This window comes from Dankookia rubra, assembly GCF_004355005.1.
GTDB classification, from domain to species: Bacteria; Pseudomonadota; Alphaproteobacteria; order Acetobacterales; family Acetobacteraceae; genus Paracraurococcus; species Paracraurococcus ruber_A.
Map to the genome: position 1 here is coordinate 1 of NZ_SMSJ01000140.1, position 9969 is coordinate 9969.

The 9969-nt window shown below is 64.9% G+C and carries 18 protein-coding genes and 1 pseudogene; 3 read left to right on the forward strand and 16 right to left on the reverse strand.

Translation table 11 applies throughout. The annotated features are described in order from the left end of the window. The first annotated feature begins 405 nt into the window (after positions 1-405). Complete coding sequence (locus tag E2C06_RS33610) at positions 406-1149, forward strand: alpha/beta fold hydrolase (protein WP_133292919.1); 744 nt, start codon at positions 406-408, stop codon at positions 1147-1149. An 81-nt stretch (positions 1150-1230) separates the two neighbouring features. On the opposite strand, the gene E2C06_RS33615 is transcribed toward E2C06_RS33610, so the two are convergent. The 15 genes and pseudogenes from E2C06_RS33615 to E2C06_RS38990 all read right to left on the reverse strand — a co-directional run. Further along, positions 1231-1596, reverse strand: a complete 366-nt coding sequence (locus E2C06_RS33615) for a hypothetical protein (protein ID WP_133292920.1) — start codon at positions 1594-1596, stop codon at positions 1231-1233. A 112-nt stretch (positions 1597-1708) separates the two neighbouring features. Further along, positions 1709-1903, reverse strand: a complete 195-nt coding sequence (locus E2C06_RS33620; RefSeq protein WP_133292921.1) for a hypothetical protein — start codon at positions 1901-1903, stop codon at positions 1709-1711. Between the two features lie 84 nt (positions 1904-1987). Next, complete coding sequence (locus E2C06_RS33625; protein ID WP_133292922.1) at positions 1988-2413, reverse strand: cupin domain-containing protein; 426 nt, start codon at positions 2411-2413, stop codon at positions 1988-1990. A gap of 455 nt (positions 2414-2868) precedes the next feature. Further along, positions 2869-3399, reverse strand: coding sequence for a hypothetical protein (locus E2C06_RS33630; protein ID WP_133292923.1), 531 nt, complete (start codon positions 3397-3399; stop codon positions 2869-2871). Positions 3400-3403: 4 nt separating this feature from the next. Next, positions 3404-3871 (reverse strand): H-NS histone family protein, encoded by a 468-nt coding sequence (locus E2C06_RS33635; RefSeq protein WP_133292924.1) that lies wholly within the window; start codon positions 3869-3871, stop codon positions 3404-3406. A 43-nt stretch (positions 3872-3914) separates the two neighbouring features. Beyond that, positions 3915-4124: a hypervirulence associated TUDOR domain-containing protein gene (locus E2C06_RS33640; protein WP_133292925.1), complete on the reverse strand. Its 210-nt coding sequence runs from the start codon at positions 4122-4124 to the stop codon at positions 3915-3917. A gap of 146 nt (positions 4125-4270) precedes the next feature. Beyond that, a complete protein-coding gene (locus E2C06_RS33645; protein WP_133292926.1) occupies positions 4271-4549 on the reverse strand; it encodes a hypothetical protein in 279 nt (92 codons plus the stop codon). A gap of 275 nt (positions 4550-4824) precedes the next feature. Continuing rightward, positions 4825-5205 carry a hypothetical protein gene (locus tag E2C06_RS33650; RefSeq protein WP_133292927.1) on the reverse strand — a complete coding sequence of 127 codons (381 nt, stop codon included), beginning with the start codon at positions 5203-5205 and terminating at the stop codon, positions 4825-4827. Then, positions 5202-5342 (reverse strand): hypothetical protein, encoded by a 141-nt coding sequence (locus E2C06_RS38150; RefSeq protein WP_165982837.1) that lies wholly within the window; start codon positions 5340-5342, stop codon positions 5202-5204. Before E2C06_RS38150 ends, E2C06_RS33650 begins: the two co-directional genes overlap by 4 nt. Then, complete coding sequence (locus tag E2C06_RS33655) at positions 5339-5575, reverse strand: hypothetical protein (RefSeq protein WP_133292928.1); 237 nt, start codon at positions 5573-5575, stop codon at positions 5339-5341. The genes E2C06_RS38150 and E2C06_RS33655 overlap by 4 nt, the downstream gene beginning before the upstream one ends. Next, positions 5559-6161, reverse strand: a complete 603-nt coding sequence (locus E2C06_RS33660) for a site-specific integrase (protein ID WP_133292929.1) — start codon at positions 6159-6161, stop codon at positions 5559-5561. Before E2C06_RS33660 ends, E2C06_RS33655 begins: the two co-directional genes overlap by 17 nt. Before the next feature lie 278 nt (positions 6162-6439). Beyond that, entirely contained in the window at positions 6440-6562 is a 123-nt protein-coding gene (locus E2C06_RS40515) for a hypothetical protein (protein WP_277751912.1), read from the reverse strand. A 236-nt stretch (positions 6563-6798) separates the two neighbouring features. Continuing rightward, positions 6799-7134: a calcium-binding protein gene (locus tag E2C06_RS33665; RefSeq protein ID WP_133292930.1), complete on the reverse strand. Its 336-nt coding sequence runs from the start codon at positions 7132-7134 to the stop codon at positions 6799-6801. A 187-nt stretch (positions 7135-7321) separates the two neighbouring features. Continuing rightward, complete coding sequence (locus E2C06_RS33670) at positions 7322-8695, reverse strand: carbohydrate porin (RefSeq protein ID WP_165982838.1); 1374 nt, start codon at positions 8693-8695, stop codon at positions 7322-7324. 122 nt (positions 8696-8817) lie between these two features. Next, positions 8818-8910: pseudogene (locus tag E2C06_RS38990) on the reverse strand (IS5-like element ISMra2 family transposase); the annotation flags it as partial. A 97-nt stretch (positions 8911-9007) separates the two neighbouring features. Between E2C06_RS38990 and E2C06_RS38155 the strand changes: the two are divergent. Continuing rightward, positions 9008-9148 (forward strand): hypothetical protein, encoded by a 141-nt coding sequence (locus tag E2C06_RS38155; protein ID WP_165982839.1) that lies wholly within the window; start codon positions 9008-9010, stop codon positions 9146-9148. Further along, positions 9145-9384, forward strand: coding sequence for a hypothetical protein (locus E2C06_RS33675; protein WP_133292932.1), 240 nt, complete (start codon positions 9145-9147; stop codon positions 9382-9384). Before E2C06_RS38155 ends, E2C06_RS33675 begins: the two co-directional genes overlap by 4 nt. Positions 9385-9641: 257 nt before the next feature. On the opposite strand, the gene E2C06_RS33680 is transcribed toward E2C06_RS33675, so the two are convergent. After that, a partial coding sequence (locus E2C06_RS33680; protein ID WP_193560534.1) for an ATP-dependent Clp protease proteolytic subunit occupies positions 9642-9969 on the reverse strand: 328 nt, incomplete at its 5' end.

Here is a 9969-nt window from a genome sequence, read left to right on the forward strand (position 1 = left end):
GGTTCACTGCTCGCGACATCGAAAGCCTCAAGGATCTCAGCCTCGATCAGAAGCGGTGAGCGTCGCCAAAACCCCAGCCCGCAACAACCGCGGCCTTGGCCGGATGGGTACGCTGTCGGTGCTGGCCATTGCCTTCGATTGGCCGAGCATCCGCGCGCATTTCCTGATGCGCCACTAAAGCGAACGCAACCGACGGTCAATGGCATTGCTCGAAAACCGCGCGACACTGCGGCGACTGGTGCCGAACCTCGCGCCCGCGTCTGTCCTGTGGGGTGACGCGCTGACCCCGGAGCGGCTGTGGCCCTGCGTAGAAAGGGGCGTCTCGTGGTGCGGTCGCCATCGGGCCTTTACGGCACCGCGAACGTCTTTCAAGCTGCCCTCACATAACTGGAAGGCGCAGAAGCCATGCCGTTCTACGAGAGGGGAGCCGTTCGTATCCGCTACGAAGAGACCGGGAGCGGCTTTCCGTTGCTGCTGGTCCCCGGGGGAGGGTTGAACTCCCGCGTAAGCAACTGGCCGACCGCCGTCTTCAACTCGCCTGAAATTTTCAAGGACGAGTTCCGCTGCATCACCATGGATCAGCGCAACGCCAATGGCGGGGATTCAACGGGACCAATCCCGACCAGCGATCCGTGGGACGCATTCGCTGACGATCAGCTCGGCCTCATGGACCACCTCGGCATCGACCAGTTCCTGTTCATGGGCTACTGCATCGGCGGCTGCTTCGCCATGAAGCTGATGGAGCGGGGGCCACAGCGCGTGAAAGCGGGCGTGTTGGTGCAGACCGTCGGCCAACACCCTGAGCACCCCGACTACATGTATAACTCCGGGCGGGACGTATGGGCGCCTGAGCTCATGAAGCGGCGTCCGGACGTGACCATGGCCGAAATCGAGCGGTACCTGCATGAGCTCTACCGCGCCCGTCCGGAGTTCATCTACAGCGTGTCGCGGGATTTCGCCCGCAGCTGCCAGACGCCGATGCTCGTGTTGCCAGATGAGACTCCGGCCCACCCGCTAGTGACGTCCGTGGAGGTTGCCTCGCTATGCCCCAATGCGGAGATCACCGTCTTCCCCTGGCGGGACCCTCCCGAGCTCAAAGCTCGAACCATCGACCGCGTACGCCGCTTTCTTCGGACCCATCAGGCCTAAGCTCGTAATTTTACAACGGGCGCTTTTCCGCTAAGCTCACGCCTACCCCCGATATAGGAACACACATTTTAACTGAGGAAATCACCAAATCAATTTTGCTAGCAGCGTAAATGAAACTAACGCAAACACCCACATCACGACTTGACCAGAAGCACCTTTCGCTTCCATCCCCAATGCCTTGAATTCGAAAGGCCCTTCCGTCTGTCGCAAAAACACCACTATCGCATACGACGTTCCCGCCATTTGGGGGAACCCCAGAAAAACCGCCAGATGATCTTTCAGTACCATCTGAAAATACATCGAGTCAGTGAAGAATATTGAGATCACTATATTTATAAGAAATACTAGGCAAACCATTGCCACCATAATCATGGCAATGATCAGCCCTATCTTCCGCATACGCTGCTCATGATCCGTCGCGTCGGGTGGTTGCACCGAGAGGGCCATCGTTGAACCTCCGCTGATCATCGACAGAGCTTAATCGAGACCCTGTGGCCCATTGCTCACCCTAGCGGCGGCACGAGAAGCCGCTGTTTCCCGCTCGCTCAGGCGCTTAACTTCAGCCCTTGGTGCCCCGTTCACGCGCCTTCGCCTTGCGCATATGCCTACGCCACCCCTTTGACTTGCGTGGTGCAGCGGTGGCCTGATCTTCCGCGATTGGAGTGATGCGTTCGAGTGCACGCCGCGCAAGGCGGGCCGCCGCGGCGACAGGCTTGCCTACGGCGGAGTTCACCAGATCGGAAATGGCCATCATGCCCGGACTTCTCCTGTGGCCCGCACACTCGCACGGCGACGCCTGCGAGCGAAACGCGCGGGTCCCGCGCAGGTGGCGCGCAAGCTACCCTTTCGGAAGGACCGCTACTGCCTGATAGTCCGCCTCGTCCACCGGCTGCATCCAGGTGGTGTTGTCCGGCCCGTCGGTTTCGACAAAAGAGATGTGGGCGAAGAGGTGGCCGGCCAGCGCCCCGTGCCAGTGCACTAACCCCGGCGGCACCACCGCGACATCGCCGGCACGCAGGACCTGGGGCGGCTTGTCCTTCACCTGTACCATGCCGGTTCCCTGGGTGGCGACCAGTACCTGCCGGGTCTTGTGCGTGTGCCAGTTCGTGCGCGCCCCCGGCGTGAAGGTCACCAGGGTGGCGCTGGTGCGCGACGGGGCCTGTGGCGTCGCCATTGAGTCCTGCAGGACTGTCCCGGTGAAGCTGCTGGCCGGTGCCGCCTTGGTGGAACGGCTCGCGGCCGAGCGGATCATTACATCGTCCATCGCGCGTCTCCTTGCCAAAGTCCCGCCGCTCGCGTCATCAGGCCCGCTCGAGCAGCCATGACAGGGTCACCTCGCGCTGCGGCGAATAGGCTTTGCCGATCGGGCCAGCACCGCGCGTCCCGCCTCCCACGCGTCATGGGCGGAGCGGTAGACGCTTTGCGACGCCGCCCGCGCGTGTGGCTCATCGTCGAATTGGATCTCCCACCGCCAGTGCCGAGGCGGGAAGGTCTGCTGGTGCGCCTTCACTAGGGGCTTCGCTCTATAGCCACCAGCGAGCGGAACGTCCTTGAGCAGCGCGTCGGACACCATTCTCTCCCAGTCGGTCGAGTGACCATAGGCAGTCGGCGCGACCCTGAGGCGAGCATTGGCGACACCTCACGCCCTGCTGATGTAGGAGCCGGTTGGTTTCGCCCATTCTCGGTCAATCGGCCGGGCGCGGCAAAACCCAGAGCTACTCAGCCAACCTGGCCTCGAGCTGAGCGAATCTTCTCCAGATCAAGGAGCCCCTTCGCACCCCAGCCCTTTACGTCTGGCGGCACCTCGGGCCGGAAATGCTCGTAGAGCCGGAAGCCGACCCGGTTCAGCTCCTCCGGCTCAAACCGTGCGGCGAGCGCCTCCATGGCCTTCCTGACCTCCGCTAGTCGGTCACCGAACGCCTTGGCGATGTAGGCCTCCACCGGCTTCGCCGGCGCGGACTTGCCATTGCCGTCATCGGCCAGCACCATCCCGTCCTTGTCGTGCACAAGCCGGATCTTCCGGCCGAGCAGCTGGGCCGTGTCCTTGGGTGTTGCCGGGGCCGCGTCGCCCCGGTCCCTCGCCTTGTCGCTTTCCTCGTCAATGCCGAGCCGTTTGGCCTTGGCCCTCGCCGCCGTACCCGCGACAGCCTTTGCCAGGCTGAGCGCGGTCTCGGGCGGATGACCGAGCCGCTCGGCCACCACGGTGGCCCAGAGCGTCAGGACGGGAGCGCGGTTGACCTTGATAGCCATGCCTTCAGGCGAGCTTGTCGATCAGGAACTCATCGCGGCTCTTACCCTCTGCTTCCGCGGCATGAAGCCATTTGGGTATCCGTCCCCGGCCTGACCATTCGTCACCGGTGGGACTGCGGTATTTCGCTGCTACCGAGGGACGCCCGGCTTTCGGCTCGCCAACAGGCTTACGGCCCCGCTTAGCAGAAGCAGATCCGCCAAAGAGCGACCCAAGGTCGAGGCCGAGCTGCTCGCCTTCCGCTTTCATGCGGGTCAAAAAATCCTGCTTGGCGCTATCCAGCTTGCCATCTTTCAGAGCTTGCGCCCGCTTCAGCACCTGGTTCAGCTCCGGCACGCTGAGCGTCTCCAGCACTTTCAGAAAATCCGGCTCCGGCTGCTCGTCGGCGCGCAAATCACGCGACGGCATTTCGTCTTCGGAAAGCTCCGGCTGCATGGTGGGCACCTTGCGGGTGCTGGGACGAGTGGCGGCCAACGGAAAACTCCTTCGACTTAACGGGAATGGCAACCAGGCCAAATTAGGCCTTTTTCAGCTCGTCCGGCTTATGGGCCGCCTGTTTACCCGACTTGGTGCTTTTCACCAGCACCTGCGGCTCCTCTTTCGTCGCCTTTGCCGTATGGCCTTTGATCTTTGTAGCGCTGGTCACCACCTTCTCGACCACGCCTTCGGTTTTGCCTTGCGAGGTATCCCAGGACACCTTCTCGCCTTTTCCCGGAATCTTAGCCACGGCAGCGCTCCTGATGAACGCGCTTCGGAACGTATTGGCGAATGGCCAGTTTCCTTGAACCTTCAAACCTGACCAATGGTCAATAGCCGGGGGTTAACCAGCGCGACGCTATAGGCGCTTCAAACTTACTGCGCAGCAACCGGCAATCAGCCGCTGCAGCCTCCGCCATCGCCGCACGATCCGCTGCCACTGGGTGAAAAGCCTGCGTCGCCGCTGCCGGACCCAGATGAACGCACCTGCCAGTGGTCGCGCCACATCTGAAGGGCGACCGCTGCCGTCACGATGGTTGCGATGCCGAAGCCTTTGGCAGGGTTGGGATGCCAAAACATAGAGAGAAGCACGCCGAAGAATACGATCAGGAAGATCGCGCAAGCTGCCACGCGCGTCCAAGGTATGGCTTTGCTCAGTGACTTAGATGCTTGCATGTCACGCGTCCTTTCCGTTGCATCGCTTGATAAAGGGCTTAATCTCCCTGCTGCACCCACGCTCTCGCCAGTCCAAGTGGCACACGCGGCGGACGCGGTATCTCTCCGTCCCAGAGCTTCGACCAGAACCGCAGCTCGCCGTAAGCGGCCTGTCGCGCATCCTCACCTGTCCGCAGCGCCATTTCAGGCCAGAGAATGAAGGTCAGCCGGTCATCGTTCGGCGGCAACGCCCGGTCTGAGGGCGTCCAGTGGAAGGCGCTGAACAGGGGGGGGCGCTACTCTTCCTCGTCCGGCTCGTCCTCTTCGAGCTCGTCTTCCGGCTCGTAATCGAACATCGCGTCGGCGTAGCGCCGGAGGCCGAGCACGGCAGTGTCGATCTCTTCCGTGGAAAAGGGTTGCAGCTTCGGGCGGCGCAGGCTGGCCAGCTCCCGTCGGAGCTCGGCCGCGCTGGTGCACCAAGCTAGCTCGGCGGAGATCGCCGCGCCGAACTCACCGGCCAGCGTGGCGTGCCGGAAGGCACGGCGGGCATCCAACAGGGCGGCGGCGAGCCGCTGGCACTCGGCATGGGCCTCGGGCGCGCCCCGGTAACCTGTGGTCGGGATGCCATCGATGATACCGTGCAGGTGCCAGGTGCGGTGGCTTATCGCGGTAGTCACGTCGCCTTCGGCGCCGCTCCCCGCACCTCGGCATCATGGCTGCGCCGCAGGGACCGGCGGTGTAGCGCCACAGCAGTCCAGCCGAGCAGCACGACGGCGACTGGCGTGGCGAAGGCAATCACGGCGTAGCTGTTCATTTCAGGTCTCCCAGCACGCTTCTCGCCAGCATATGTAGGCTCGCCGCCGCCAGGAACGAGAGCCCAACGAAGGCGAGCAGGCCGCCCGGCCCCAGCGCCGCCCGAACGCCCTGCAGATCGAACCACCACGATACGCTGGGAGTGACGATCCCCACCGTGAAAATCGACGTGCTGGCTCGGTCGAGCGCGCCCGCGAGCAGCTTAGTCCGTTCGTTGTCAATCAGGTCCGGCATAGCGACAGCCTAACCGGGACCGGGCGGCAGCATCAGAGCTAAAGCTCCACCAGCTTCGCCGGGCTTTCGCTGACCAGCTTCGCCCGCCGGACATACCCGCGCATGGTCCTGACATCCTTGTGGCGGTTGTGATCCATGATCGCCTCGTCCCGCGCCCCGGCCTTGTAGGCCTCCGTAATGAATCCCGCCCCGGGCCATGGGCGGAGAGGCGCTCCATCGCGTTTGCCTTCAGTCCAGCCAGAGCGACGCGCCTGGCCAGGATCTTCGGCAGAGCGCCCAGCTGCAGGGCCGTCGTCTCGATCCCGTCCCACTGGTTCACCTTGCGGAATACCGGCCCGTACTGGCAGTCGGACGCCCGCAGCCAGAACTCCATCGCGCGGACCGGGCAGGTCTCCGGCTTCATGCCGCGCGGGATGCCGATCTCCGCGCCGCGGCCCTCCTTGTCGGATTTGGCGCGGGGGATGAGCAGCCTCATGCCTTCGGCGGTGAAGGTTAGATGCTCGCGGTGCACGGCCACCAGCTCGGAGCGGCGTAAGGCCCCGGCGAACCCGATGAGGAGCAGCACCCGGTCCTGCTGGCCGGTCATGCTGCTGTCGCAGGTGGCGACCAACCGCCTGATCTCGGCGGTTCCGATGGGGGACGCTCGCCGCGCGGGTGCGCCGTGCCGGCGCAGGGTGCCGCCAGCGTATCGCGGATGACCGGGTGCTTGGCGTCCCACGCCACGCCCTTCATCCGGTGCGACCGTCCGATGGCAGCCAGTCGGCGCCGCAGCGTCGCGCCGGCATGGCTAATGGCATTGGAAGCCAGAAAGGCCGCGACGGTGGTTGGATCGGCCGGAAGCGCCGGCACGCCGCGGCTTTGGCATCAGGCGTCGAAGTCTGCCCAATCCGCGGCGTAGGCGGCCAGCGTCGCCGGCGCCAGCGCCTGGCGGGCGTAGCCGGCGGCGCGGGTGACCTCGGCGTTGGGCAGCAGGGCGGGTGTGGACATCAGCGATCTCAACGGCTTGCCGGCAGTGGGGCAGGCTTTGTGGCAGAAGGTCAACAAGCTCCAGAAAGGCCGTTGTCGCGGGTGAGGCAGCGGCGGCTAACACGCGGGAACCGGCCCGAGCTGCTGGCGTGGACGCTGACCAGCGGGCAGTCGCCAGGGATGATTAGCTACGTCAGCCAAGCGAGATCGAGCTTCTTCGATGTCGTCCGCGCCGCCCGCCGCCGGGCCAAGGCCCTCTAAACGAAGGCGAAGTCGGCCAGCCCGAGCCCGTGTACGCCGTAGATCAGCACGTGATCCGGCCCGGTTTGCCCGAACCCGCCGTAATACACCTCCGTCCCAGCCTCGGTGTCCTGCAAGCTGGTTTGCCGCATCGAGCCGGTAATCTCGATCTTGTCCACGCCCTGCTCAAACTGCAGCAGGATGTCGTGCCCGTCGCCGCGGTCGAACCGGAAGGTGTCCTTGCCGGCGTGGCCAATGAGCCAGTCGCTGCCGGCCACGCTGGTCAGCACGTCATTGTCGACCGTCGCCAGGAACACGCTGCCGAAGGTCGGGTCGTCGACATGAATAGCCATGGCTGAAATCCCCCGCCGCGTTGCTCGCGGCGCGAGAACATGCGCCGGCAATCAAACCCTCGGCTACGCACGGGGTCGCGACCCGCCGGCCGACGCTGACGAGCCAGGCCCGGCGGCTGAATCAGCCAAGCCATCAGTCGCCCCATTTTCGAGCAGGCCATCCGGTCAGGGGTGCCTGCGATGCCGGTCAGAACGCAGCATGCGTCCGCAGGCCGAGCACCGTAATCAGCCCGCGGTCGGCGTTGTAGGCGGGATTGGCAATCAGTTGGAGATCGGCGGTCAGGTTCAGTCCAGGTGCCAGGCGCAGGTCGTAGTACGCCTCCATCGCCGCTTCAGGGCGGTAGCGGAGCCGCCCATCGCCGGTGATGAAACCGATCCCGCCAGACTCGAGGAAGCGGCGGTGGTCACGCGAGAGCCCGCCGACATTTGCGGCGAAGCCGACCGTGTCCGCCTCCCGCCCCCAGCGCAGCCCGCGCAGCGACAGGCCCGCGGACGCGGCCCAGTCCATTTCCGTGTACATCCACTGCTGCGTCTGGCCGTCGTTCCATGAAAAGCGTGCAAAGGCGCCAAGGTCGTCGGCCAACTCCTGCTCGCTGTTCAGCACGGCCATGTATTTCATCGCGTAGCGGCCGCGCGGGTTGACCTCGGTGGCCTCGATGTCGCCCGCCAGCAGACCAGCGTAGCTTTGCGAGCGGGTGCGGGAAAGCCCGCCCAGGAGCCGCAGCGCACCGGGGCGGCCGCTCAAGGTGAAGAAGCGGTCCACCTGCGCCAGCAACTGGAAGCCCTTCAGCGCCTGCGGATCCAGAGAGAGGGAGTTGATGCGCTTGGCGACCTGGAGGGCGCCGCCGCGCAACCCCCAGCTCCTGTTGTCCCACTCGACGGCTACTCCGTTCGTGTAGCCTTTGGCGTCGTTGGAGAAATCGAAGGCACCGGCGGAGATGAAAGCCCAGTTCAGGAACTGCGTTCGTGGGTCGTGCGAGTAGCGGTTGTCGTCGAAGATGTCGAAGACCGCGATCTTGCCCGCGGTGATGGTGATGCGTTCCCGGGGCAGCGGCGCCGAGAACCGCAGCGGATCGGCTTCCTGCGCCACGGTGTCAGCGGAGAGCGCGATGGTCTGGCGGAGGAAGATGCGGGTGAAGTAGGCGCTGGGTCCCTCGCTGCCGATGCGGAAGGCTTCGCCGTTTGGGAAGGCCGCGATGCCGCGCGTGCCGGACAGGCCGAAGCCGCGGGAGACCTGCGGGTTGACCACGAACTCGGCCCCATCCCACAACCGTCGGCCGAGCACCAGGTCTGTGGATAGCGTGTTCCGCTGCATGGCGGCGGACTGCATGCTGTTGGGCCCGCTGTACGGCGAGCGGAACGCAGGGTGGAACTGCTCAACGAAGGTCGCCTGCCCCCGCAGGAGCCAGCCCAGTTCCTCAAGGCGCTGCTGCGTGTCCGCCAGGCCGGAGAACAGCGCGGGGCTTCCGACCGGGCCGGGCGGCGCCCCGGTCCCGCGGGAACCGCCCGCATGCTGAGCCCTGGCCGTCCCGCCCAAGCTGCCGAGAAGCAGCAAGAGCACGATGAGTGTAGACCTGTTCAGATGAAGAGGTCGACGGACATTATGTAGGTCTTTCAACGACATAAGCAGAGGTACAGGTCGCCGTTCCGGAGCGCAACCGCTCTAGGCCGGCTTTGCAAACGCTACAGCCATAGTAGCAGCATGCCGATGTGGACCATGGCGAGGTAGTTGGCGGCGCGTTTCTCGTAGCGCGTGGCGATCCGGCGAATTGGCTTGCTCAAGAGGGAACGAAATTAGAACATCAGAGGTATGGCCCTTTGTCCCCTCCTTCTCAGCCTGCCCCTGGCCGACACGAAGGGCCGGCAGGTCATCGTGACAATCAGCAGCGACCAGCCGCCTGAGTTGATCGTCGCCATGGGCATGGGACAGGTCCGTCTGCCCGACAGCGAGGCCGACCGTCTGGCCACGTGGTGGCATGCTTGGATGGTGCAGCGGCGGCAGGCGGCGATGTGACCGAAGTTGAGGCGCGCGATCTGCTGCGCGACTGGCCCGGTGTCGGCGGCGTCGAAACTTGGGTCGCCCGGCGCCGATGGCACACGACGCCCGACGGTTGGACCGTCGACGGCATGCTTCAGGGTTGGCGGTTTCGGGTCGAGATCGTCGCCAGCGGGCTTCGTCTCAGCGCCAGGGCGACAGACGATCAAGCGCCAGCGGTGTGGGTCGTGACAGCGAAAAGGACCGCCAAATAGAAACCGCCCGGCGCGGGAGGCACCGGGCGGCTCTGCGCCTAGACGTGTCGGTCCGGCTTCCGACCGGGCGGGGGATACGCCCTTGCCATGCGGCCGGCTTCGCACCGGCAGCGCCGCGGAGAAGATGAGGCCCCCGCGGGTACCTCGAGCTAAACGTGCCGGAGTTTTAACGGCGCCCGATACGCACACTCAAGCGAGGGCCAATCACCTGGGGCGGCGTCAGCGGCGAGCGATAACTGTCTGCCGATCTGAAAGAGCTATAAGTCCCGCGCGTTGGCTACGATGCGGCCTACCATGCCGTACGCCACCGCCTCCTCGGCACTCATCCAGTAGTTGCGGTCGGTATCGCGTTCCACCCGCTCGTAGGACTGGCCAGTCTCGCGCGAGATAATGCGGTTGATCCGCTCACGCATCTTGACGATCTCGCGCGCCTCGATGTCGATGTCAGTGGCCGGTCCCCGCACTCCACCCATTGGCTGGTGCAGCAAGAACCGGGTGTTGGGCAGGCAGTACCGCCGCTCGCGGGCGCCGGCCAGGAAGATCAGTGCTCCCGCGCTAGCCACCCAGCCTGTGCCGATCACCCGC

Bases quoted from the DNA above. Each gene is read 5' to 3' on its own strand.
- E2C06_RS33610 (WP_133292919.1), top strand. From the start codon at position 406: ATGCCGTTCTACGAGAGGGGAGCCGTTCGTATCCGCTACGAAGAGACC.
- E2C06_RS33615 (WP_133292920.1), bottom strand. From the start codon at position 1,596: ATGGCCCTCTCGGTGCAACCACCCGACGCGACGGATCATGAGCAGCGT.
- E2C06_RS33620 (WP_133292921.1), bottom strand. From the start codon at position 1,903: ATGATGGCCATTTCCGATCTGGTGAACTCCGCCGTAGGCAAGCCTGTC.
- E2C06_RS33625 (WP_133292922.1), bottom strand. From the start codon at position 2,413: ATGGACGATGTAATGATCCGCTCGGCCGCGAGCCGTTCCACCAAGGCG.
- E2C06_RS33630 (WP_133292923.1), bottom strand. From the start codon at position 3,399: ATGGCTATCAAGGTCAACCGCGCTCCCGTCCTGACGCTCTGGGCCACC.
- E2C06_RS33645 (WP_133292926.1), bottom strand. From the start codon at position 4,549: ATGCAAGCATCTAAGTCACTGAGCAAAGCCATACCTTGGACGCGCGTG.
- E2C06_RS38150 (WP_165982837.1), bottom strand. From the start codon at position 5,342: ATGAACAGCTACGCCGTGATTGCCTTCGCCACGCCAGTCGCCGTCGTG.
- E2C06_RS33655 (WP_133292928.1), bottom strand. From the start codon at position 5,575: ATGCCGGACCTGATTGACAACGAACGGACTAAGCTGCTCGCGGGCGCG.
- E2C06_RS33660 (WP_133292929.1), bottom strand. From the start codon at position 6,161: ATGACCGGCCAGCAGGACCGGGTGCTGCTCCTCATCGGGTTCGCCGGG.
- E2C06_RS40515 (WP_277751912.1), bottom strand. From the start codon at position 6,562: ATGTCCACACCCGCCCTGCTGCCCAACGCCGAGGTCACCCGCGCCGCC.
- E2C06_RS33665 (WP_133292930.1), bottom strand. From the start codon at position 7,134: ATGGCTATTCATGTCGACGACCCGACCTTCGGCAGCGTGTTCCTGGCG.